This window comes from Vineibacter terrae (assembly GCF_008039615.1).
Classification (GTDB): Bacteria; Pseudomonadota; Alphaproteobacteria; order Reyranellales; family Reyranellaceae; genus Vineibacter; species Vineibacter terrae.
Genome location: NZ_VDUZ01000011.1, coordinates 65,089 through 86,668, shown reverse-complemented (window position 1 = coordinate 86,668; position 21,580 = coordinate 65,089). Strand labels below are relative to the sequence as shown.

General features: G+C 68.3%; 22 protein-coding genes. 4 read left to right on the top strand and 18 right to left on the bottom strand.

Features of this window, described 5'->3' with window-relative positions; genetic code table 11:
• Positions 1 to 372: 372 nt before the first annotated feature.
• From FHP25_RS11995 to FHP25_RS41360, 7 genes are all read right to left on the bottom strand, one after another.
• Positions 373 to 1,713, bottom strand: a complete 1,341-nt coding sequence (locus FHP25_RS11995) for an AAA family ATPase (RefSeq protein ID WP_178133474.1) — start codon at positions 1,711 to 1,713, stop codon at positions 373 to 375.
• A gap of 37 nt (positions 1,714 to 1,750) precedes the next feature.
• Positions 1,751 to 2,404 (bottom strand): CpaD family pilus assembly lipoprotein, encoded by a 654-nt coding sequence (locus FHP25_RS11990; protein WP_147847165.1) that lies wholly within the window; start codon positions 2,402 to 2,404, stop codon positions 1,751 to 1,753.
• Between the two features lie 23 nt (positions 2,405 to 2,427).
• Positions 2,428 to 4,407, bottom strand: coding sequence for a type II and III secretion system protein family protein (locus tag FHP25_RS11985; RefSeq protein WP_147847164.1), 1,980 nt, complete (start codon positions 4,405 to 4,407; stop codon positions 2,428 to 2,430).
• A complete protein-coding gene (gene cpaB / locus FHP25_RS11980; protein WP_147847163.1) occupies positions 4,404 to 5,345 on the bottom strand; it encodes a Flp pilus assembly protein CpaB in 942 nt (313 codons plus the stop codon). Before cpaB ends, FHP25_RS11985 begins: the two co-directional genes overlap by 4 nt.
• 3 nt (positions 5,346 to 5,348) lie before the next feature.
• Entirely contained in the window at positions 5,349 to 5,891 is a 543-nt protein-coding gene (locus tag FHP25_RS11975) for an A24 family peptidase (protein ID WP_147847162.1), read from the bottom strand.
• Positions 5,892 to 5,965: 74 nt separating this feature from the next.
• Positions 5,966 to 6,151 (bottom strand): Flp family type IVb pilin, encoded by a 186-nt coding sequence (locus tag FHP25_RS11970; protein WP_178133473.1) that lies wholly within the window; start codon positions 6,149 to 6,151, stop codon positions 5,966 to 5,968.
• 13 nt (positions 6,152 to 6,164) lie between these two features.
• The gene (locus FHP25_RS41360) at positions 6,165 to 6,590 is read right to left on the bottom strand and encodes a hypothetical protein (RefSeq protein ID WP_218578340.1); all 426 of its coding nucleotides are present in this window, start codon (positions 6,588 to 6,590) and stop codon (positions 6,165 to 6,167) included.
• 63 nt (positions 6,591 to 6,653) lie between these two features.
• Between FHP25_RS41360 and FHP25_RS11965 the strand changes: the two genes are divergently transcribed.
• Positions 6,654 to 7,709: a phosphatase PAP2 family protein gene (locus tag FHP25_RS11965; RefSeq protein ID WP_147847161.1), complete on the top strand. Its 1,056-nt coding sequence runs from the start codon at positions 6,654 to 6,656 to the stop codon at positions 7,707 to 7,709.
• Here the strand turns inward: FHP25_RS11965 and fabF are convergent.
• The 5 genes from fabF to FHP25_RS11940 form a co-directional block, all read right to left on the bottom strand.
• Complete coding sequence (gene fabF, locus FHP25_RS11960; RefSeq protein WP_147847160.1) at positions 7,706 to 8,965, bottom strand: beta-ketoacyl-ACP synthase II; 1,260 nt, start codon at positions 8,963 to 8,965, stop codon at positions 7,706 to 7,708. The two genes, FHP25_RS11965 and fabF, sit on opposite strands and share 4 nt — an antisense overlap.
• Positions 8,966 to 9,043: 78 nt before the next feature.
• Positions 9,044 to 9,277, bottom strand: a complete 234-nt coding sequence (locus FHP25_RS11955; protein WP_147847159.1) for an acyl carrier protein — start codon at positions 9,275 to 9,277, stop codon at positions 9,044 to 9,046.
• Positions 9,278 to 9,551: 274 nt separating this feature from the next.
• Entirely contained in the window at positions 9,552 to 10,289 is a 738-nt protein-coding gene (gene fabG, locus FHP25_RS11950; RefSeq protein WP_147847158.1) for a 3-oxoacyl-[acyl-carrier-protein] reductase, read from the bottom strand.
• A gap of 48 nt (positions 10,290 to 10,337) precedes the next feature.
• The gene (gene fabD / locus FHP25_RS11945; RefSeq protein WP_147847157.1) at positions 10,338 to 11,279 is read right to left on the bottom strand and encodes an ACP S-malonyltransferase; all 942 of its coding nucleotides are present in this window, start codon (positions 11,277 to 11,279) and stop codon (positions 10,338 to 10,340) included.
• Between the two features lie 128 nt (positions 11,280 to 11,407).
• Entirely contained in the window at positions 11,408 to 12,289 is an 882-nt protein-coding gene (locus FHP25_RS11940; RefSeq protein ID WP_147847156.1) for a sterol desaturase family protein, read from the bottom strand.
• 357 nt (positions 12,290 to 12,646) lie between these two features.
• On the opposite strand from FHP25_RS11940, the gene rpsF reads away from it, so the two are divergent.
• From rpsF to rplI, 3 genes are read left to right on the top strand one after another with little or no spacing between them, the layout of a single operon-like run.
• A complete protein-coding gene (gene rpsF / locus FHP25_RS11935) occupies positions 12,647 to 13,120 on the top strand; it encodes a 30S ribosomal protein S6 (RefSeq protein ID WP_147847155.1) in 474 nt (157 codons plus the stop codon).
• Between the two features lie 2 nt (positions 13,121 to 13,122).
• Positions 13,123 to 13,362 (top strand): 30S ribosomal protein S18, encoded by a 240-nt coding sequence (rpsR, locus tag FHP25_RS11930; protein ID WP_408068523.1) that lies wholly within the window; start codon positions 13,123 to 13,125, stop codon positions 13,360 to 13,362.
• Between the two features lie 24 nt (positions 13,363 to 13,386).
• Positions 13,387 to 14,010 carry a 50S ribosomal protein L9 gene (rplI, locus tag FHP25_RS11925; RefSeq protein WP_147847259.1) on the top strand — a complete coding sequence of 208 codons (624 nt, stop codon included), beginning with the start codon at positions 13,387 to 13,389 and terminating at the stop codon, positions 14,008 to 14,010.
• 67 nt (positions 14,011 to 14,077) lie between these two features.
• Here the strand turns inward: rplI and FHP25_RS11920 are convergent, their stop codons facing one another.
• The 6 genes from FHP25_RS11920 to FHP25_RS11900 form a co-directional block, all read right to left on the bottom strand.
• Complete coding sequence (locus tag FHP25_RS11920) at positions 14,078 to 15,529, bottom strand: rhodanese-like domain-containing protein (RefSeq protein ID WP_147847154.1); 1,452 nt, start codon at positions 15,527 to 15,529, stop codon at positions 14,078 to 14,080.
• A 91-nt stretch (positions 15,530 to 15,620) separates the two neighbouring features.
• Positions 15,621 to 16,709 carry a hypothetical protein gene (locus tag FHP25_RS40755; protein ID WP_178133472.1) on the bottom strand — a complete coding sequence of 363 codons (1,089 nt, stop codon included), beginning with the start codon at positions 16,707 to 16,709 and terminating at the stop codon, positions 15,621 to 15,623.
• Between the two features lie 49 nt (positions 16,710 to 16,758).
• Complete coding sequence (locus FHP25_RS11915; RefSeq protein ID WP_218578339.1) at positions 16,759 to 17,451, bottom strand: vWA domain-containing protein; 693 nt, start codon at positions 17,449 to 17,451, stop codon at positions 16,759 to 16,761.
• Between the two features lie 20 nt (positions 17,452 to 17,471).
• Positions 17,472 to 19,076, bottom strand: a complete 1,605-nt coding sequence (locus FHP25_RS11910; protein ID WP_147847153.1) for a PrsW family intramembrane metalloprotease — start codon at positions 19,074 to 19,076, stop codon at positions 17,472 to 17,474.
• A gap of 89 nt (positions 19,077 to 19,165) precedes the next feature.
• Complete coding sequence (locus tag FHP25_RS11905) at positions 19,166 to 20,050, bottom strand: PP2C family serine/threonine-protein phosphatase (RefSeq protein WP_147847152.1); 885 nt, start codon at positions 20,048 to 20,050, stop codon at positions 19,166 to 19,168.
• Positions 20,035 to 21,420: a serine/threonine protein kinase gene (locus FHP25_RS11900; protein WP_147847151.1), complete on the bottom strand. Its 1,386-nt coding sequence runs from the start codon at positions 21,418 to 21,420 to the stop codon at positions 20,035 to 20,037. Before FHP25_RS11900 ends, FHP25_RS11905 begins: the two co-directional genes overlap by 16 nt.
• Positions 21,421 to 21,580: the final 160 nt, after the last annotated feature.

Below are 21,580 nucleotides of genomic sequence, written 5' to 3'. Positions count from 1 at the left end.
AGCCGCCGCCTCGGCGATCTGCGGCCGGACGGACGCAGGGACTGGCAACGTCAGTGCCTGGTTGACGAAGCCGCGCAGCTCCAGAACGCTCAGCGTCACGCCCGCAGCCCGGAAATGCGCCTGGACAGCCTCGCCCGCGATGCGCGCGACCTCGCCAGGTGCGCGGCCGGCAGCACGCTCCGCCTCCAGCCGCTGGCGCAACGGCTCCTCCAGAGCTGCGCTCAAGCGCGCCAGCCGCGCGGCCCGATCGTCGGAGTCGATGTCGTCGGCCCGAGCGCGGCGCACCACCCGGTCGGCGAGGATGTCGCCCGGCACATCCTCCTTCTGCGGCGTCGCTGCAGCACCCTTGCGCGGACCGCGGCCGAACATTCGTCAGGCTCCCGCCCCTGCGGCGGCCGTATTGACCCTGCCCTTCGGCTTCAGCAGCCTGGACCAGAACGGATCGCTGCGCGCCGCGGCAGCATCGGGATCGACGGCCGCCAGCATGGCATTCACCAGCGGCTGCAGGGACTTGACCGCGACGCTGCGCGGCATCGCCTCGTTCAGCGGCTTGCCGGCATTGATCGCCGCCGCCACGTTCTTGTCGTCGAAGGCCACCTGGCAGACAGCCTTCTGCTTCACGCTGCGCTCGAGGTCGGCGAGCTTGATCGGCGCCTTCCTCGGATCGGTGGCACCGCCGGCGATCATGTGAATGCGCAGCTGCGGCGCCACATCGGTCGCCAGGGTCAGCAGCCGCATCGCATCACGCGTCCCCGCCAGCGTCAGATCGCATACCAGGACGAGATCCGTCGCCGCCTCGAGCGCCTGGCACAGCAGCGACGGATCACCTCGCGGCGTGTCGAGCACCACCTGGCGAAAGCGCCGCTGGTAGGCGGCCACGACCGTGGCGATCGCCCCATCCTCCAGGCTGGTCGCGTCGCGCGGCGGGTCTTCCGCACCCAGCGCACATAGAAATTCGGTCTTGCGCTGCACCGACTGGTCGACAAACAGATTGTCCACACGCTGTGGCGACGACAGCGCCTCGCGCAGCGCATCGGCGGGATCGAGGTCGAGCGCCAGCATCACCGAGCCGTAGTGAATGTCGAGATCGAGAATCAGCGATTCGCGCCGCCGCGCCTGGCCGAGCATGGAGGCCAGCGCCACGGCAATCGTCGTCGTGCCAACGCCGCCGCGCGTGCCGATACAGGCGACAACCAGCGGCGCGATATCCGGCGGCCCCGCTTCCTTTCCGGCCGCGGCGGCCTGGATGGCGGCCCTGGCGTGCCGCAGCTCCACCTCGCGCGCCTTGGCGGCGATCGCCGTCTCAACGGCCTTGCCCAGGGCGCCGTCAGGGAGCGGACGAACGAGATAGTCCGAGGCACCTGCCCCTACCAGATCACGGAACAGATGGACATCATTGGCGTCGCCGATGGCGATGATGACGCAATCCTCGGGAAGCACGCCCACGAGCGCGGCCATGTCGGCAACGGGCGATGGCGACTCCGTGATGTCGAGGATCAGGCCACCCAGGTCGGCCGGCCAGTCGGACATGTGCATCGCCGCCATGAAGCCGCCGGCCACGACATGCAGCGCCGCCCGGCCGGCCAGCACCGGCGGCACGTCGGCCGCGATGCGTCCATGGGTTTCCGGTTCCTCCACGAACGCAACGAAGGCGCCGGGCGGCAGCGGCGGCAGGATCGTCACGTTCATATCGCGCGTGGCTGGCACGGCCATGGTCAACATGTCTCCAGAATTCGGCTGCCTGTGTCCGTCAGTTCCCGCCGCCGCCAGTGATGCCGGTGACATTCGATTGGGTTGCGACCGGGCTCTTGGCCTTGTCGTTGTACAGGCGATCAACGGCCGAGGCGCCGAGATGCCCGCTGGCCGGTCCCGGCGTGCGCCCGACCTCGAGGTCACGGGGATCGGCGACCATGTCGGCGATGTTGCGGGCGTTGGCGCAGCCGAGGTTGCTGTGCGGCAGGTTCAGCGGATCGTAGCCGGGCGACTTGCTCCAGTCGGGGCAGTTGAGCGCGCGCGCCGAGTAGCTCTCGGCGGACACGACGACCGTGTCGGGCCCGACCGAAATACCCTGCGCACGGACGACGGCCGCCACCGGCAGGCCCAGGCCCTGGAGCTGGCTGCGCACCGCGGCGGCACGTTGCGCCTGCAATGCACCGTCCGTTGCCGTCAACAGGGTGACCGACGTGCGATCCGCGGGAAGGTCGCGCACGAAGGCCGACAGACGCTGCCGCTCGCCGACGGAAAGGTCATCGCGCAGCGGCGCGAAGGTGACGCCGTGCAAGGCCGTGGCACGGTCGGCCCGCGGCTGCTTGGGCGCATAGTGGACGGCCGTCTCGGGATCGTCGCAGGCGGCCAGGGGAGTCGCCAGCCCGGCGACGACGAAGAGCGCGCGAAGGAAGCGCATGTCGGAAGCCTCCTCTGGCGTGTCTACTCGAGCATGAAGCCGCCGGACCGCGCCGGCGTCGAGCCGCCCCGCGCCGGCTGGCTGCTGACGCTCTGCGGCCGGTAGGTGCGATCCCGCAGGTAGCGATCGGCATCGGTGGGCGGCACGTAGCCGTCCAGCGGCGTCGAAAGCTGCCGGCTCGACGGCCGCACGAGGTAGGGAGTGACGATCACCACCAGCTCGCTCTCGCTGCGCTGGAAGGAATCCGATCGGAACAATGCCCCCAGGATCGGGATCTCGCCGAGGCCCGGCAGCTTGCTGACGTCCTGGACGCCGGTCTTCTGGATCAGGCCGGCGATCGCGAAGCTCTGGCCGCTCGCCAGCTCCACGGTCGTGTCGACACGACGCGTCGTCAGCGCCGGAATCGTGAAGCCCTGGATCGTGACCTGGCCATTGGTGCTGAGCTGGCTGACCTCGGGCTTGCAGCGCAACGTGATGCGGCCGTTGCCATGGATGGTCGGCGTGAAGGCGAGGCTGACGCCGAACTGCTTGAAGGTGATCGTCGCCAGGCCGTTCTGCTGCGGCACGACGATCGGAAACTCGCCGCCCGCCAGGAAGCTCGCCGTCTCGCCCGACATGGCTGCCAGGTTGGGCTCGGCAAGGACAGTCAGCATGTTCTCGGTCGCCAGCAGGTCGATCAGGCCAGTGATGTCCGTGCCGCCCTTGACGTACCGGCCCGCGATGGCGCCGCCGGCCGGATCGCCGATCCGCGTGAGCGGACTGGTGACGATATCGGTCGGGGTCGCAAATCCGGCGGCCAGCCGGCCCGACAGCTTGAAGACCGCCTCCCAGTTGAACCCGATTCGCTTCAATGTCTCGCGCTGGGCCTCGACGATGCGGACCTTCAGCAGCACCTGGTTGGAGCCGTCGAGCGCCACGTTGTTGATGACCTTGGCGGGGTCGCCGGTCACGCCGACCGCCATGCGCCGCGCCTGCTCGATGGCCGCCGGGTTGTCCGACCGGCCCTGCAGGACGACGGTGCCGCCGACGGTCGTGGCCTGGATGTTCGAGCCGCCCGGCATCGACGCCACGTTGCTGACGACGCGCCCGACGGGGTGGCCCACGACGACGACGGTGTTCAGCAGCACACGGTCCTGCTCGTCGACGGCGTACAGCACCGTCTCACCCGGCTTCTTGCCGAAGACGTAGATGGTGTTGCCCGTCTTCACCTGGACATCGGCGACGTCGGGGTTGGCGACAAAGACTGTCGACGCCGCCGCCTTCAGCCTGATGATCGTGCCCTTGCCGGCATCGACCGCCAGGCTGGGCTGCTCGGTGGGCACCACCGCGCTGCGGCCAAACCGGCGCGACGGCGCCTCGTCGACCGGCACCTGCACCGGCGTCACCGGCGGCGCGACGGCCGGCGGCGGCGCGGGCGGCGTGATCAGCGTCGGCGACGGCGGCTGGATCGGCACCGGCTGCGGGGCAGGCGGCGGCGGAATGGTCACCGGCGGCTGCGGTGCCTGCGCGACCTGGTCGGGACGGCGCGGCGCGGGTGGCGGCACCTGCGCCACCCGATCCTGTGGCCTGTAGACAGGCGACGCGGTCGGGTCCCCGATCTGTGTCGCGGGCGGTGGCGCGTCCGGCTCATCATCCGAAGACGAGCCGAAAAGGCGGCCGAAGAAGCCCGGCGACGATTGCTGGCGACGGCGCGCCTCGTCGGCGGCACGGGCCGCCTCCTCGCCCGCCTGCGCCTGCCGCCGCAGGCGCTCGTTGTACCGGCGGTTCAGCTCATCCGCCGAAGTGTCGGCAGGATCCGCGGCGGGGCGCTGGCGCGCCGCCGGACGCTGTGGTGCGGATCGTTTGTCGGGTGTCCGTGCAGCCGGCTGGCCGTCGGTTCGCGTCTGGGCCATTGCCCTGTCCGGCAGGCCCATGGCCAGGGCCGCGACCGCGGCAACCGCCAGCAGCGGCAACCAATACCGGATCGACGACCGGCGAGACGATGGCAGGACGAGAGCTGTCATGGCTTTGTACCTCCGCCGCTGCCGTTCTTGCCGTCGGCGGCGGGCACGCTGTCCGCGACGACGCTGCCGCGGATGATCGTGATCGTCGCCGCCGGCGGTGGCGGTGCGGTCGTTGTTGGCGCCGGCGGAGGGGGTTCCGCGGGGCGGCTCGAGGGGCGTGGTGCCAGCAGAAAGCTGACTTCGTTGTCGCGCGTGTAGCTCGGCCCTTCGGGCGCGGGCTCGTCGGACGATTCCTGCAGGCTGCGCAAGACCAGGGACAGCTTGCCCATCTCCTGGGCCAGCGTGATGATCTCGCCTTGCTTGGGGGTCACCTCGAAGGTCGCCGTCTTGGCGACCTGGGCCGGGTCTCCCGGCTTCGCATCCACCCGCTGGTCCATGGCGATCACCCGGATATCGCGCAGGATCGTCTCGCTGGCATGCGCCTCCTTCTCGCCCTGGACCGCCGGCTGAAGGGCATGCGTCAGGATGAGATCGACCTTGTCGCCGGCAAATACGAAGCCCGAGATCCCGGAGGTCACCGTCACCGGCACCGAGATGGCTCGCATCCCCGGCTGCAGGACGGCAGCCATGAAGCCGCGCGAGCCGGGCAGCACGACACGCCCCTCGGTGATCGGCTCGCCGGCCGAGATGGGGAAGCGGGCGACGGCACCAACGAAGTCGGACAGCGGCCGGCGGCCCTCGACGACATAGGCCGGGGCGAGCGAGCCTTCCGGCCATGCCTGCCAGCGCAGGTCGTCGGGCTTGACGATCTGGCCGGTACGCACGTCGCCGCGCGCCACCAGAACCTGCAGCGCCGGCTTGGGCGGTTCCTGGACGGGCTGAACCACGGTGCGCTGAGCCGCCATCCGCTCGGCATTCAGATATGAACGGAGGAACAGGACGGTGCCGCCGGCAATGACCAGGGCGACGAGCAGCATCAGGATCCGCGACGGATTCACAGGTCAGCCTCCGGCGGGCAGGACATTCAGCAGCTTCAACGCGATCGCTATCGAGCCGACAGCGATCGACACGCCGTAGGGCGTCTTGCGTTTCAGCAACCCGGCGGTGCTTCCGTGGCCCGCCCCGCCGGCCGGCGCCGCTTGATCCGGCGGCCGATTGCCAAATCCCGGCACGAGGAAAGCGAGCGCCAGGACAGCGCCGGATACGGTCACAACCGCAATGAAGGGGAGAACGAACTGCAGCGGCGCCCAGAGGGTCGCGGCGGCCAGCAGCTTGACATCGCCGCCCCCGAGCAGATTGGCTGCAAACAGGCCGGCACCGATCAGGAAGACGACAAGCGCGATACCGACGGACCATACCAGGGAGGCCAGCGCCTCCCCCTGCAGCAGGAGCAGGACCGCATGCAGCACCCAAAGACCGGCGATCGCGACAGGCAGTCGATTGGGGATGGTGAAGCGAGACCAGTCACTTCGCGCCGCCAGCAGCGCCACAACCGGGAACGCCACTACACACGCTTGGTCGAGGATCTGGAGCGCCTGCGACATGCGGACCTCCCTGACCTCCCCTGGCCTTGCCGGGGAACGCGAGCGGCCTCAAGCCGCCCGCGGGCCCCTAGCCATCACGGGCTGGACGCAGGAGCGTTCGCCATCTTCTCCTTCACGGTCGTCATCGTGGTGGAGATCTGGGTGCCAACGCTCTGGAACGCCACGACGGCGGCGACGGAGATCAGCGCGGCGATAAGGGCATACTCGATCGCGGTGGCACCGTCTTCATTCTTCGCGAGCTTGCGGATCTTGGACAGCATTACGGTATCTCCATCAATCTATAGGAGGCTTCCGATTTTCCATTTGAAAACAATTTTGTGGAGGAAGACGTGGAAATCGGACATTGGCGGTGGAGCCATATTCAGGCGCCGGAGGGAACTCCGACGCCCAGTCGTCCAAAGGCTCGTTTTCTGGCACGACATTAGAAGCTCTACTTAAACTAAAATGTACGCCTACATAGAACCCCATTCCCATCTTTAAGTAAACACAATATTTCTTTGTTTTGACACGATTCAATCCGAAACGGAGCGATCGCCGCTCCACCGGGCCTCCGGCATCGGGCAATGATCCAGCCAAATCAATACGTTGCGGCCGGGATCGACATATGTTTCGAGACGTCGTCAGCTTTGTCGTGGGGATTTCTCTTTTCAGGAATTTATAGCCACCTTGGATCCATGCCAGTTCGGTGTCGAATCGCATTGCGCATCATGGGCAGGACCGACATGGTTCAGGCACTGAGGCACTCAAAAATCTTGAAAACACATGAGCCTAGCTGTCGTGTTCTCACGTTCTTTGTACGATCCGGGTTTCAAAAGACTGCATTTCGGCACCCTGGCGTTCGTCGGGACAGTGACCCTCATTGAAGTGATTTATATCGACGCTGTCCTCGCGAACGGCGCTGCCGACTGGCAGTACATCCCCATCTGCTTGTCGCTTCTTGCTGCCGGATTGGCCTTCGAGGCAATGCATCAGCGGCGTCTCGCCCTGACCGCCACTGCTCTTGGCCTTCTCTACATGTCCCTGGCAACAAACGGCCTGGCGAGCTCGCTGATGCTCTTCAGCGGACGCAGCCAGCCCCTCATCGATCCCACGCTGGCCGGCCTCGACCACGCCCTGGGGTTCAACTGGCGGGCTCACGTCGAGTGGCTGGCACAATACCCCACAGCCGTGAAATCGCTAAGATATGCTTATCTTTCAATATTCTATCAGCCCTTCATATTGATGTACTTCATGATCATGGCGCAGGATGCCCAGCGCCTCTACACGTTCACCAACGCCATGCTGCTGTCCATGGTCATCTTGACCGTGATGGTCTTCTTCTTCCCGGCATCGGGTCCATACGAGCACTATCACGGTGGCACACTTGACCTGAGGGGCAGCCACCTCGTCACGGCCGACAACGCAACCGAGCCCCTTGCGCTGATGCGCAACGGCGAACCGGAACAGGCCCTGAAAGCAGGAGGCGTGGGGCTGGTATATTTTCCGTCGTTCCACACCATCTGCGCGTTGATCTTCATCTGGGCGGCATGGACGACACGCATCGTGAAGTGGGTGGTGCTGGCCGCCAATGTCCTCATGCTCGCCGCCACCCCCATGCACGGCAGCCACTATCTGGTCGACATGATCGCCGGCGCCGCCGTGGCGGCGGCTTCGATCTGGATCGTGCGGCGGATCGTCCGCAGCGCGCCGCCGTCACCGGCGCCATCATTCGGCTCGCGCCATCACGCGAGCGCCGACGCGCGCCATGCGCCACCTCGAACCGAGGCCTCGCCGGGCGCGGGACTGCAGCAGCAAGCGGTCGTGAGGGAGACGCCTTAGACGGCCGAGAAGATCACCGAGGCGTTGGTGCCGCCGAAGCCGAACGAGTTGGAGAGCGCGTAGCGCACCTTGCGCTCCTTGGCCTTGTGCGGCACCAGGTCGATGTCGCAGCCTTCGGAGGGATCGTCGAGGTTGATGGTCGGTGGCACGATCTGGTCGGTCAGGGTCCGGATCGCGAAGATCGCCTCGATCGCGCCCGCCGCACCCAGCAGGTGCCCGGTCGCCGACTTGGTCGACGACATCGAGAGCTTGTAGGCATCGGCGCCGAACAGGCGCTTCACGGCGCCCAGCTCGATCTCGTCGCCCAGCGGCGTCGAGGTGCCGTGGGCGTTGATGTAGTCGATCTTGTCGGTGGCCAGGCCGGCCCGCTTCAGGGCGGCGCGCATCGCGCGAAAGCCGCCGTCGCCGTCCTCGGCCGGCGCCGTGATGTGATAGGCGTCGCCCGACAAGCCATAGCCCACGATCTCGGCATAGATCCGGGCGCCGCGCCGGCGGGCGTGCTCGTACTCCTCGAGCACCACGGCACCAGCGCCTTCACCCATCACGAAGCCGTCGCGTCCCTTGTCCCAGGGGCGAGAGGCCTTGGCCGGCGTGTCGTTGTAGGCGGTCGACATCGCGCGGCAGGCGTTGAAGCCGGCGAAGCCCAGCCGGCACACGGCGGCCTCGGCGCCGCCGGCGACCATCATGTCGGCATCGTCCAGCGCGATCAGCCGCGCCGCATCGCCGATGGCATGGGCGCCGGTCGAGCACGCCGTCACCACCGCATGATTGGGGCCCTTCAGGCCGTACTTGATGGATACCTGGCCCGACGCCAGGTTGATCAGGGCGGACGGGATGAAGAATGGCGACAGCCGGCGCGGCCCCTTCTCCTTCACGGTCAGCGATCCCTCGTAGATCGTCTGCAACCCGCCGATGCCCGAGCCGATCATCACGCCGGCCCGCTCACGGTCCTCGTCGGTCGCGGCCTGCCAACCCGAATCCTCGATCGCCTGGGAGGCGGCCGAGACGGCGAAGACGATGAACCGGTCGACCTTGCGCTGGTCCTTGGGCGGCATATAGAGGTCGGCGTTGAAATGGCCGTTGGCCTTGTCGCCGACAGGCACCTCGCCCGCGATCTTGGTCGGCAGATCCGACGTGTCGAAGGACTGGATGGCGCGGATGCCCGACTCGCCTGCGATCAGACGCCGCCAAGTGGTGTCCACGCCGTCACCCAACGGCGTCACCATCCCCATGCCTGTCACGACCACGCGCCGCATCGTACACCCTATCCCGTTCCAGCGCCCCTACGGGGCCAATCGCCGGCTCGGCCCTATGCCGGCCGGCGCCGGCTGGCGTCAGGAATTCGCTTCAATAAACTTGATGGCGTCGCCGACGGTCTGAATCTTCTCGGCCGCGTCGTCGGGGATCTCGACGCCGAACTCCTCTTCGAACGCCATGACCAGCTCGACGGTATCAAGGCTGTCGGCACCGAGATCATCGATGAACTTCGCCTCGGGCTTCACCTGCGCGTCCTCGACGCCCAGATGTTCAATGACGATCTTCTTCACACGGTCCGCGACGTCGCTCATGTCGGTCCTCTGGAGTCGTTGGTTATCCGCCTTCACGCCGGGCGGCCGGCCTCTGTCGCCGGAGGAACCGGCTGTGCCCGCTTATCCGACATGCCGACCGATTTCAAGGCCGGCCGGTGAAAGGTCATAGGAAACAAGCGCATGGTGCGCTTGGACGGTCCGCCCCGCGAACAGGGCGGCCGCATATGCCTTTCTGTCACCCCAAGCGCAGCGAGGGAAGCCGCGGCGTGCCATCCCGTCCCATATGCGACAACGCCGCGCCACGCCACGGCGCTCAGATCATCGCCATGCCGCCGTTGATGTGCAGGGTCTGGCCGGTGACATAGCCGGCTTCATCGGAGGCCAGGTAGACGACACCGGCGGCGATCTCCTGCGGCGTGCCCAGCCGCTCGCCCGGCACACGGGTGAGGATGGCCTTCTTCTGCTCCTCGCTCAGCACATCGGTCATGGGCGTGGCGATGAATCCCGGCGCCACGCAATTCACGGTGATGGCGCGCGACGCCAGCTCCTGCGCCAGCGACTTGGACATGCCGATCAGCCCCGCCTTCGATGCGGCGTAGTTGGCCTGGCCAGGGTTGCCCGTGACGCCGACCACCGAGGTGATGCTGATGATGCGGCCGAAGCGGCGGCGCATCATGCCCCGCATCACGGCGCGGGTGAGCCGGAATGTGCCGCTGAGGTTGACCTGCAGGACCTTGTCCCACTCCTCATCCTTCAGCCGCATGGAGATGTTGTCGCGCGTGATGCCGGCGTTGTTGACCAGGATATCGATCCGGCCCATCGCCGCCTCCGCCTCCTTGGCCAGGCGGTCGATCTCGGCGCCGTCATCCATCCGGGCAGCCACCACATGGACGCGCTCGCCGAGCGACGCCTTGAGCGCCTCCAGGGCATCGGCGCGCGTGCCCGATACCGTCACCGTCGCGCCCTGCCCATGCAGGGCACGGGCGATGGCGCCGCCGATGCCGCCGGAAGCGCCTGTCACGAGGGCGGTCTTGCCTGTCAGATCGAACATGCGGGAACCCCTTCACTCTTCACTCGGACCGCGCGCATCCGAAAGGCGTCACATCGTCTTCAGGAAGGCCTCGATGTCGGCCGGCGTGCCGACAGCAATGCCGGCGACGTCCTTGTCGATGCGCTTGAGCATGCCGGTCAGCACCTTGCCGGCACCGACCTCGACCTCGGTTTCAACACCCTTGGCCTTCATCGCCAGCACGCATTCGCGCCAGCGCACGCGGCCGGTGACCTGCCGCACCAGCAGCGCCTTGATCCGGGCCGGGTCGCTGGTCTCGTCGGCCGTGACGTTGGCAACCACGGGCACCAGCGGCGGCGCCAGGGCCACGCGGTCGAGCGCCTCCTCCATGGCGTCGGCGGCCGGCCGCATCAACGCGCAATGGAACGGCGCGCTGACCGACAGCATCATCGCGCGCTTGATGCCCTTGGTCTTGGCCACGTCGACGGCGCGGGCGACGGCCTCCTTGTGGCCGGAAATCACCACCTGCCCGCCGCCATTGTCATTGGCGACCTCGACCACCTCGCCCTGTGCCGCCTCGGCGCAGACGGCCACCGCCTGGTCCACCTCCGCGCCCAGCAGGGCCGCCATCGCGCCGGTGCCCACCGGCACCGCCTTCTGCATGGCCTGACCGCGCAGCTTCAGCAGGCGCGCGGCGTCGGCCAGCGTCAGGGCGCCGGCTGCGGCCAGCGCCGAGTACTCGCCCAGCGAATGCCCGGCGACATAGCTGCAGACCTGCGGCAGGGTCTTGCCGCCCTCCTTCTCGATGACGCGCACGGCAGCCAGGCTCACCGCCATCAACGCCGGCTGGGCGTTCTCGGTCAGGGTCAGATCGGCCTCCGGCCCCTCCTGCATCAGGCGGAAGAGATTCTGCTTCAGCGCCTCGTCGACCTCCTGGAAGACCTCGCGCGCCGCCGGGAACGCCGCTGCCAGCTCGCCGCCCATCCCGACCGCCTGCGATCCCTGCCCCGGGAAAACAAAGGCCCTGCCCATCTCGACGTCACCTTATTGTTGCAGCCGCGTCGTCTTAGCGAGCACGCAAGTCGACGTCTACAGTCCTGGTGCTGGCTCAGGCGGCGCGATCGGATCGGCGATATCCGTCCCAGGCCAGCATAAGGCGCTCAGACCGGGAGCTTGCATGCCCGACGGACCCTGCGGATGATCTGCCCGGCTGAATGCCGATACAAGGACGGCCTCAGCGGATAGGTCAACTGCCCGACCGCCCCCGGCCCCATGTCGGCCTTGACGCCGAGCGCCGCGAGGCATGGTCCGGGGACCCGCAACGTGCCGAACCACCTGTCGAATACGGAAAAGACGGTGGCGTAGTTCGTGTTGAAGGCATCTGCATCATCGGCATGATGCCATCGATGCATCGCCGGCGACACGAGCACCGCACCCAGCTTTCCGTAGGTCCAGGGCAGATCGGCGTGGATGAGATAGCCATAGTAGTGGCGCACGAGATTGTTGGCCACCAGGGCATAAGGCGGAAAACCGAGCAGCAACAGGAACGTGTTGTCGAGCATCAATGTTGTAAACGAGTTGATGGGGTGAAAGCGCTCCAGGGTCAGCCACGTCATTCGGGTGTCCGAGTGATGGACGGCATGCGCTGGCCACAGCAGCCGCGTGTGCTCCAGCCGATGCCTCCAGTAGCCGGCGAAATCGCCGGCGAAGATCGCGGCCAGGACAACCAGGGCGATGGGCATCCCGTCCCAGACGGAAGAGCTCAGCCGATACAGGGCATTGTCCTGGAGCCGCGCGTTCATCCAGACGAAGAGCAATGAGAACAGGGGCGCCATCAGGACCGCGTTGAAGCATGCGATCAAGAGATTGACCCGTGTTTCTGAAAGGACTTGCCAAATGCCCGCGAATACGCGGCGCCCCTTCACCAGCGCCGCAAGGCTGCCGAACACGGCAGCCGGGGTAAGCAGACCCCAGAACGCGTGAGAGAGGGCAGCACTCGCATCGACCACCAGGGGCGCCAGCGAGTCCAGCATGACGTCCATCTAATTTATCTTTCTAAAGCAAAACACTACCGCCTCTTTTTACGTCTCCTTCACCGATCGATCTTAAACTGCCATATCAGCAAAATCGGCTAAAATGACGTTCTCCGGCTGCCGGATCGACACCGCTTCGGACCGAACGGCGCTCCGCCGAGCCCTCCCGCGCCGGCGGCCAGGATGGTTGCCTGCCCCGGGAAAACCTGTATAACCCCCGGCTTCCGCCAGGGACCAAAGCCCCGGCGGCTCCTTGCCGGTTCCACTGTCCGCGCGTCGGACGCCGGGACCGGCTCGACCCGGCCGGTCGACGGCCGGCCATGACGGCCGGCGGACTCCGGGTCACCATGAGCCATAAGGAGCATCATGCCTCTGTATGAAACCGTGTTTGTCGTGCGCCAGGACGTGGCGCAGACACAGGTGGAGGCGCTCGGCACCCAGTTCTCGGACCTGATCGCCACCATGGGCGGCCAAGTGCCGAAGAAGGAGTACTGGGGCCTGCGCCAGCTTGCCTTCCGGATGAAGAAGAACCGCAAGGCCCACTACATGCTCATGAACATCGACTCGCCGGCGGACGCGGTGAAGGAGATGGAGCGCACGATGTCGATCAACGAAGACATCCTGCGCTACCTCACCGTGCGCGTCGAGGAGCTCGAGGCCGGGCCCTCGGCCATGATGCGCAAGAGCGACCGCGAGGAGCGCGGCGACCGCGGTGACCGGCGCCGGGGCGACCGCGAGCCGCGCGGCGACCGTGAGCCACGGGGCGAGCGGCCGCGCTTCGCGCGCGACGCTGCAGCGCCTGCCCCCGGGGCCGAAGCCGAAGCAGGAGAGTCAGCATGAGCATGGGTGGTGGCGGCCCGCGCCGGCCGTTCGTGCGGCGCCGCAAGTCGTGCCCGTTCTCGGGCCCGAACGCGCCGAAGATCGACTACAAGGACATCCGCCTGCTCGGGCGTTTCATCTCCGAGCGCGGCAAGATCGTGCCCAGCCGCATCTCGGCAGTCTCGACCAAGAAGCAGCGCGAGCTGGCCAATGCCATCAAGCGCGCCCGCTTCCTGGGCCTGCTGCCCTACGTGCTGCGCTGAGCGGAGGACCGGACCATGGCCAACATGGAAGTGATCCTGCTCGAGCGCGTCATGCATGTCGGCCAGATGGGCGACGTGGTGAAGGTGAAGCCGGGCTTCGCACGCAATTTCCTGCTGCCGCAGAAGAAGGCCCTGCGCGCCACCGAGGCGAACAAGAAGCTCTTCGAGGGCAAGCGCAAGGAGCTTGAGGCCACCAACCTGCAGCGCAAGCAGGAGGCCGAAGCGGTCGCCGAGAAGATGAAGGACTTCTCCGTGACCCTGATCCGCCAGGCATCGGAAAGCCTGCATCTGTACGGGTCGGTATCGGCGCGCGACGTCGCCGAGGCCGTGATCGCCGCCGGCACCAAGATCGAGCGCCGGCAGGTCGAGCTGCCCAAGCCGATCAAGACGCTGGGCAGGCACCTCGTCGAGATCCACCTCCACCCCGAGGTGGTGGTGAACGTCGCCGTGCTGGTGGCGCGCTCGGCCGAGGAAGCCGAGTTCCTGTCCGGCGGCGGCACGCTGGTGGCCGAGACCGAGCGTCGGGCGCAGGAACTCGCCGCCGCGGCCCAGGCGGCCGAGCAGCAGGCGGCGACGTTGCTGGACAACAAGTCCGAAGCGCCGGCCGACGGCGAGGCCCCGGCCGCGCCGGCCACCGAAGAGAAGTAGCGATCGCCGGCTGGCCCGGCATTTGCGACAGCCCCCGAGGGTCTCCCTCGGGGGCTTTTTCGTGACGTCAGCGGCTACCCAGCGGCTGCGTCTGCAGGCCGGCGGCGGTCCAGGCCGCGATGCCGCCGCGATACCAGTAGAGATTGCGGTAGCCGGCTTCGTAGGCCCGCAGCACGGCGTTGTAGGACTCCCAGCAGCGCACGCCGGCGCAAAAGAACACGATCGGATAGTTGGTCCGGTTGTTGGTCAGGCTGGCCAGCTCGCTGGCGAGTTGCTGCTGCGCCAGGTCGGTGAAGCTGCCGCCGCGGCCGCCGTACGGGATGTAGCGCGCCTTGACCAGGGTGCGCGGATGCGGGTTTTCCAGCACGTCGACCAGCAGGAAGTCCGTGCCCTTGCGGATCTCGTTCTCGAGCGCCTGGGTCGACAGGATGCGGCCGATGCCCGGCGGCATCGAGGTCGGGGTCGGGCTGCCGATATTGCTTTGCAACGTGCGCTGCGGCGCCACGCCGAAATCGACGCTCTCCTCGGCGTATGAGCCCGACGGCGGTGATGATGGCGGCGACGATGGCGGCTGCTGCGGCGTCGTGGTGGTCGGACCCGATGGTGGCGTCGTCGGCTCACGCTCCGGCTTGGTGACGGGATCGGTGCCCGGTTGGGCCGTCTTTGGCGAGGTGGTCCCGGGGCCAGTCGGCCCGGTCGGTCCCGTTGGCCCGGTCGGTCCCGTCTTCGGCGTGGTGGTCCCTGGCCCCGTCGGCTTTGTCGGGGGTTTCGGATCCGGCGGCGGTGGCGACGGCTCCATCATCGAACCGATGATGTACAGCACGACCAGGGTACCGACGATGGCCCCGATCCCGATCAGCAGCCCTTTCACCCAGCCGCCGCTCTTGGCCGGCGCCACCGGCGCGCCCGGATACATCGCGCCCGGCGGCGGCGCCATTCCCGGCCCTGACGACGGCCAGCCCTGCGGCGGATATTGGGGCGGCGGCGCGCCGTATTGCGGTGGCGCCCCGACCGGCGTCGACACGCCCACCCAGGAGCCGTCCGGCTGGCGGGGAATGGGCGCCGATGGCGTGCCACCGGGATACATGCCGGCTTGCGGCATCCCACCCGCCGGCGCCGAGCCGCCCACCCAGGAGCCGTCCGGCTGGCGTGGCATCGATACCGGCTGGACCGGAGCGACCATGCCGTACTCTGACGGCAGCGGCCCACGCCCCAGGCCGTGGGCACAGGCGCGCACAACCGGCAGGGCGATGTCGCTGCGGATGCCCAGATTGGTCTCGATACGGGCCGCCAGCCGGTCGATCTCGAGGCCGATCTGCTCGGGCCGCGCGTTGGACAGGGCGTCGAACACGCCGTCGTCGATGGCGCTGCCCAGGACCTTGATCTCGCGCCGTGCCTCGGGAACCCGGTCGGACAGAACCGACACGACACGCCGCCGATCTGAGAACACCGCCGCGCCGAATCTGTCCGGCAGCTCGCGCAGAACCTTCGCGAGCGCATCGTAACTGTCAGCCGCCATCTACCCCTCTGACCTCGGCGAGGTCCAGCCGTACGGAGGTTGAGCCTAAATCACGAACATATTCCGCACCATGCCCCTGCGTGGCAACGGTTCATTGCACCATTCCGCAGCCGATCATCTGGTTGCAGTTGTCTGCCAGCACACAGACATTGCTGCCGCGCAGCTGCACATCGCGAGCGCCGGACTGCACGAAGGCCACGCACATCGCGCCGATGTTGAGGCCATCGCGCTCCCATTGCGGCTGCAGCACGCGGATGGCGTTGTTGTTCTGGTTGGTGAGCTGGAACGGGCTCGCCTTCGAGACGCTCTCGGGCTCGTTGGCGCCCTGGCTGGCGACGGCCACGAACCCGGCCCCCCATCCCTGCTTCGAGACGCCAACGATGACGCGATAGATCTGGTTGCCGGCCGAGGCGCCGAACTCGAGCACATAGGCCTGCTGCGACTCGCGCACCCCGATGGCCGGCACCTGCTGGTTGCCGCCCGGCGGCACGATGATGGGCAGTCCGGCCGATTGCGGCGGCGCCCGCCCGCCCGGTGGCGGCCCGCCCTGCGGCGGGCGGCCGGGCGGCGGGTCGCCGCCTTGAGGGGCCTGCGGGGCTTGCGGCGCCTGAGGCTGCTGCGGCGCCGGCTTTTCGTTGCCGGTCGAGAGGCCGACCACGACCAGGATGCCGACGCCGACCAGGGCCGCGACGCCCCACTTGCCCTTCATGAACTCCTGCGGCGTGGCGCCGGCGCCATAGCCCGGCGCCCCATAGCCCGGCGCTCCTTGGCCGGGTGCGCCGTAGCCTTGCCCGCCGGGGGCCGGCCCACCGGCCACCGTCGAGCCCCCTACCCAGCTGCGCTCCTGCGGCGCCGCCGCTGCAGCCGGTCCGGCGGGGGCACCCCCAAGCCGGGCCGCGATACGCACACCGGCCATCGCATCCGGCAACGCCACGCCGGCGCGGCCCGCGACCTCCGCCGCCAGGCGGTGAAACTCCGCCCCCTGGTCGCCGGCAACGCGCAGACGCTGCGCCGCCCCGACACCGATCGCATCGGCCACGGCCTTGATGGTGTCGCGCAGCTCAGGCGCCTGGTCGGCCAGCAGCGGCACGCTGCGGCGGGGGTCGCGCAGGATGTCGTCGCCGAACTTGCGCCGCGCCTCGGCAAACAACGCCACGACGCGGTCGTCGTCAGGAAACATCACGCTCTCCCCCGTTGGATCGCGCTGCCGCGCACGGCATCCGACCCGGTCACCACACCATGTCGCTCGACCGCCGCTGACGGTCGGCATCGAGCGCGAGCTGGGTCACCGGATCGGGGGCATTGCTGGGCGATGACACCGACTTCACAGGCGCCGTGGTCGCCCATTTGATGCGATTCACCAAATCTTGCGCGTTGTTGGCCCGCAACGGCTTGAACTCAGGGTGCGCAATGAAGCGCTCGAGGACTTCGTAGTCGGCGTCGCTGCCGATTGCGATCGCCACCCGCAGCGCGCGGCTGCCATAGGGCGAATCGAACAGCCGCTTCAGCCCGATCTCGAAATCGTCCGAAGGCTGGCCGTCCGAGACCAGCACCAGCACCGGCGGCAGCTGGCGTCCGGGCATGCGCTCCGGCCCCATGACATCGGCAATCATGGCCAAGGCCTCGCCCATGCTGGTCTCGCCGCCGGCGGCGACATCCTGCCATTCGAACTGGGCCACCGGCGTCGGCACCGCGAGGTGCCATTCGGCGCGCGACGAGAAGCGCAGCACGCGGATCAGCACGTCGGTTTCCGGATTGTCGTCAGCCGCGGCGCGCATCTCCGGGATGGCGGCGCGCATGGCGTAGTTCAGCGACGCGATCTTGTCGCCGGTCATGGAGCCGGAGCAGTCGAGCGCCAGGATCACATGAAGCTGGCGCCGCGCCATGCGCGTCGTGCTGAGACTCGGAAGTTCCGCTGCCATGACTGCCCCGCCACCTTCGCTCAGCCGACGACGGCGCCCTGGATGCCGCCGCCGAAGTCAATGCTGATCCCGCCCGCCAGGCGCACATTGCGCTGCGGCTCGACCGGCTGGACCGATCCGTCGCGCAGCCGAGCATACCACGTCGCGTTGCCGAGGTTCTTCAATCCGATGACACCGGGGTTGCGCGGATGCACCGAGACCTCGCCGACCAGGCCGCGGCCGCGCTCGCCCAGCGCCGGGATCATGGAGAGATCGATGCGCGCGCCGGGCGTCAGCGGCACGTTGGCACCGGCCACGTGCAGCGCCAGCGCGGCCTGGACCGGCATGGTAGGCTGCATCGGCGTGGTCGCCGCCTGCGACGCCGGATAGGGGTAGGGCTGCTGCGGCGGCGCGCCCGGATAGGCGCCCGGCGCACCGCCCGGCATGGCGCCGGGGAACCCGCCCGGCGGCGGCGCGCCCGGGAAGCCGCCGGCCGGCGCCCCCCACTGGGCCGGCCGCGGCGCGGCGGCGCCCCATTGCGGCGGCGACGGCGGCGCGGCCTGGCCACCCCATTGCGGCGCCGGCGCCATTCCCGGCACCTGGCCGGAGCCGGGCATGCCGACGATGATCGAGCCTGAGGTCTCGACGCTGCGGCCGAAGATGCTGGCCTCGAGCTGGCGCGCCTTCAGCAGGCAGGCCACCAGCACGATGACGGTGGCCGCCGCCACGACATAGCTGAGCCCGCCCCAGATGGTGCCGACCGAGTTCCACAGCGCGTGCAGGATCGCGGCGGTCAGCCAGCCGATCAGCAGCAGCATCGGCGCCTTGCGGGGGCGCACGACGGCCAGCCCGATGAAGTAGCCGAAGATGCCGGCATAGGCCATGTGGCCGGCCAGCCCGTTGATGACGCGCGGGAAGAGCAGCATCAGGCCGAGCCCGAACGCGCCCAGGTCGTTGCCCTTCGTGGCCTTGAAGACCTGGGCCACGATGTTGGGGACGTACTGGTCCCAGGTCTCGATGAAGATGAAGCCGGCGCCGGCGGCGACGCCCATCAGGATGCCGTCGAGCGGACCGCGCACGCGCAGCAGGTCGTAGAGCGTCCCCGGCACGACCGAGCGCATGCGCGCGGCGAAGATCGTCAGCGAGGCGCCGAACAGCACGGCGACCGCCTTCATCAGCTCTTCCATCAGCCCGGCGCCGAAGAACATGCCGATGAAGGCGTTGAAGAAGATCGGCGAGCCGGTGAGGTTGGAGCCGCCCGGCAGCATCTCGCGGAAGACGAAGAAGAACAGGCGCAGGAACGGCGGCGTCAGCAGGATGCAGATCACCACGACGGGAAACGCGAAGTACCAGATCTTGCGATCGGTGCGGGAGTACAGGAAGATCGCGAACAGGGTGAGCAGCAGCAGGTAGGCCGTGATCACCATGGTCAGCGACCGGAACACGCCGTAGCGCTCCTGCGGCGTCGGCGCGTTCATCAGGCCCTGCATCAGGCCGAACAGCAGCACGGTCGCGATCGCCGTCACGATCCCGAAGATGAACAGCGGGCTCTTGAACAGGCTGATCTTGCCCGACCGGATCGGCACGATTTCGGAGAACGACGCCTCGTCGTGATCCCGCGGGACCGGCGGCATTTGGTTGGCCATTCTGTACCCTCATCTCCCCGTGGTCTTGCGACCAGCGCTTGTCGCCAGCCGGCGGTCGACGCCGCGCGGCCTCCCGTGCGGCCCCAGCCTCACACGGATGTCTCCGGCGCCCGCTCCTCGGCTGGCGCCGCAGCGGCGGGGGCCGCTGACGGCGCGCCGACCGCCAGGCACAAGGTCACATCGTCGCCGCTGCCCCGGTGCGAGACGTCGCTCAGCCATTTCTCAAGCTGGTCGAGCACGCCGCGCAGACCTATCTTGCGCACCGACGTGCGATAGTCACGCGCGATCGACAGAAAGGTCCTCTCGTCGGCGAAGGATTTCGAGACGCCGTCGGTCGACAGCATGACGAAATCGGGCCAGGGCTGGCCCTCGATCCGCCGCCGGGTGCGCACGCGAAAGCGCTCGGCGGCGTTGTCCAGGCACAGCGAATAGGTCTGCTCGCCGAACAGCCCCTCGTCGTTGGGCAGCGGCCGCTCGACCCGGCCGTCCGGATAGCCGAACAGCATATCGCCGTCGCCGATCTGCAGCGCCATCAGCCAGTCCGGCCGGATGGCGACGGCGGCGAGGGTGGCGCCGTAGGGCAGCAGCTTCTCCTGCTCCGACTCGACCCAGTCGCTCTCGACCGGATTGCCGGCCAGGTCATGCATCACCGCCTGCCGCCACGTCGCCAGGATCTCGGCCACGAGCGGACCGGCATCGTCGGACGGCAGCGGCGCCTCCAGGAACCGGCCCAGGGCCGCCTTGGCGACCTCGACCGCCAGCCGCGCGCCGACTTCCGACCTGTAGTAGGCCGCGCCGCCATGCCCGTCGGAAACGGCGGCGGCGAACGCGCCGGTCACCTCGGCGCCGGCGACCGGCGGTACCCAGCCCACGGCGTCCTGGTTGGGCTGGCCGCGCCGGACATGCGCAGCGCCGCGCACCGAGGCGCCGCCCAGCGACCACGCTGTGCCGTTGACCATCATCGTGTCTGCCATTGCGGTTGCCTCGGCGCGGCCGGCGCCGCGGCAACGGCAAGAAGACGCCCCGTGCGACGGCCGAAATCAATGACGGCACCGTGCATGATGCGCACGGCCCGGCCCGGCTCCACGGTCACCGCGCCGGCATCGGGCAGGGTCGCCCGCCACGCCGTGTTGGTCAGGTTGCGCAAGCCCCAGATATTGGGCCGCTCGGGATGCGCCTCGATGACGCCGCCATGGCTGGTGAAATCCAGCGACCGGTCGGGATCGAGATGGCGCAGCGCGATGCGGCCGCCCGGCGCCAACGTCACGACGTCGCGCCCGAACAGCAGGACCGGCGGCTTGACCAGCGGCGCGCCGCAGGCGACGCAGGCGTGCGGCGCCAGGGACTGGCCGCCGGCTTCCAGATGGAGCGACTGCTCGAAGCCGCAGGCGCGGCACGGGATGATGGCATCGACCATGCGCGCGAAGGCGCCACGCCATTCCGGCTCCAGGATGCGCTCGCCGGGCTGGCGCAGGCCGATCGTGAAGGAGCGCACGAGCAACGTGCGCAACGCCGGCGTCAGCGAGTTCCAGCGCGCCACGATCGGCTCGTGGAAGCCCTGCACCGGACCGTTGGCGGGGTCGGTGGGATCGAACAGGAACACCGGATGGCTGCCGTACAGGTGCACCTCGGCCGACGAATCCATGATCTGGATCTCGGCCTCGCGGCGGCCGTCGAGCGGGTGCCAGCCGTGCAGGATGTAGAAGAACAGCACCGCCATCGAGAACAGGTCGGTCTTGGTGCTGGGCAGCGCGCGGCGCATCACCACTTCCGGCGCCATGAACTTGCGGGTGCCGAACACCGAGGCGTCCATGCCGTCGACATCGACGTTGTCGTTGTCGCAGATGACGACATCGCCGCTGTTGGGATTGAGGAAGATGTTGCCGAAGTTGATGTCCTGGTAGCAGAAGCCACGCGCATGCAGCTCCAGGAAATTGTGCGCCACGCTGTGGCAGACCATCACGCGCTTGGCCAGCGGCAGCTCCAGGCGGTTGGGCGGCCGCGCGATCAGGCCGCGCATGCCGGCATATTCCGACTGACGCAACGGCATCACGTAGCCGAAGCTGCCGCTGTTGGCGACCTCGACCAGGTCGATCGGCCACAGGAAGCGGTCGGTGGGCGGCCCGACGCCGATCGCGCGCGACAGCCGCGCGCGCAGCGTCTTGTCAACCTTGACGATGCTGTCGTGATACCACTTCAGGGCAAAGCGCGAGCCGTCGATGTCGACGGTGTAGACGGCGCCCTGGCCGCCGGCCCCCAACAATTCCATGACACGGCCGTGGCGGCGTCCGCGCACCGTGAGAAACGATGTGCCGGGCGGCAGGTCTTCAGCGCGGCCGGTCATGGCATCGATCCCGGGCACGCGCGGTCCCACCCGGCCATGCCGGGTCGCTGCGCCGCCCGGACCCGGGCCGGACGCTGCCGGGACAAACGCTCAAACATCGCTGCGCACCCCTCCTCCGCGCCAGCGGAGGCGCATTGCTCCAGGCGGAGCACAGCCTCAG

Coding starts and splice junctions, on each gene's coding strand:
- FHP25_RS11995 (WP_178133474.1), bottom strand. CDS start 1,713: ATGGCCGTGCCAGCCACGCGCGATATGAACGTGACGATCCTGCCGCCG.
- FHP25_RS11990 (WP_147847165.1), bottom strand. CDS start 2,404: ATGCGCTTCCTTCGCGCGCTCTTCGTCGTCGCCGGGCTGGCGACTCCC.
- FHP25_RS11985 (WP_147847164.1), bottom strand. CDS start 4,407: ATGACAGCTCTCGTCCTGCCATCGTCTCGCCGGTCGTCGATCCGGTAT.
- FHP25_RS11975 (WP_147847162.1), bottom strand. CDS start 5,891: ATGTCGCAGGCGCTCCAGATCCTCGACCAAGCGTGTGTAGTGGCGTTC.
- FHP25_RS11970 (WP_178133473.1), bottom strand. CDS start 6,151: ATGCTGTCCAAGATCCGCAAGCTCGCGAAGAATGAAGACGGTGCCACC.
- FHP25_RS41360 (WP_218578340.1), bottom strand. CDS start 6,590: ATGCGATTCGACACCGAACTGGCATGGATCCAAGGTGGCTATAAATTC.
- FHP25_RS11965 (WP_147847161.1), top strand. CDS start 6,654: ATGAGCCTAGCTGTCGTGTTCTCACGTTCTTTGTACGATCCGGGTTTC.
- fabF (WP_147847160.1), bottom strand. CDS start 8,965: ATGCGGCGCGTGGTCGTGACAGGCATGGGGATGGTGACGCCGTTGGGT.
- FHP25_RS11955 (WP_147847159.1), bottom strand. CDS start 9,277: ATGAGCGACGTCGCGGACCGTGTGAAGAAGATCGTCATTGAACATCTG.
- fabG (WP_147847158.1), bottom strand. CDS start 10,289: ATGTTCGATCTGACAGGCAAGACCGCCCTCGTGACAGGCGCTTCCGGC.
- fabD (WP_147847157.1), bottom strand. CDS start 11,279: ATGGGCAGGGCCTTTGTTTTCCCGGGGCAGGGATCGCAGGCGGTCGGG.
- FHP25_RS11940 (WP_147847156.1), bottom strand. CDS start 12,289: ATGGACGTCATGCTGGACTCGCTGGCGCCCCTGGTGGTCGATGCGAGT.
- rpsF (WP_147847155.1), top strand. CDS start 12,647: ATGCCTCTGTATGAAACCGTGTTTGTCGTGCGCCAGGACGTGGCGCAG.
- rpsR (WP_408068523.1), top strand. CDS start 13,123: ATGGGTGGTGGCGGCCCGCGCCGGCCGTTCGTGCGGCGCCGCAAGTCG.
- rplI (WP_147847259.1), top strand. CDS start 13,387: ATGGAAGTGATCCTGCTCGAGCGCGTCATGCATGTCGGCCAGATGGGC.
- FHP25_RS11920 (WP_147847154.1), bottom strand. CDS start 15,529: ATGGCGGCTGACAGTTACGATGCGCTCGCGAAGGTTCTGCGCGAGCTG.
- FHP25_RS40755 (WP_178133472.1), bottom strand. CDS start 16,709: ATGTTTCCTGACGACGACCGCGTCGTGGCGTTGTTTGCCGAGGCGCGG.
- FHP25_RS11915 (WP_218578339.1), bottom strand. CDS start 17,451: ATGGCAGCGGAACTTCCGAGTCTCAGCACGACGCGCATGGCGCGGCGC.
- FHP25_RS11910 (WP_147847153.1), bottom strand. CDS start 19,076: ATGGCCAACCAAATGCCGCCGGTCCCGCGGGATCACGACGAGGCGTCG.
- FHP25_RS11905 (WP_147847152.1), bottom strand. CDS start 20,050: ATGGCAGACACGATGATGGTCAACGGCACAGCGTGGTCGCTGGGCGGC.
- FHP25_RS11900 (WP_147847151.1), bottom strand. CDS start 21,420: ATGACCGGCCGCGCTGAAGACCTGCCGCCCGGCACATCGTTTCTCACG.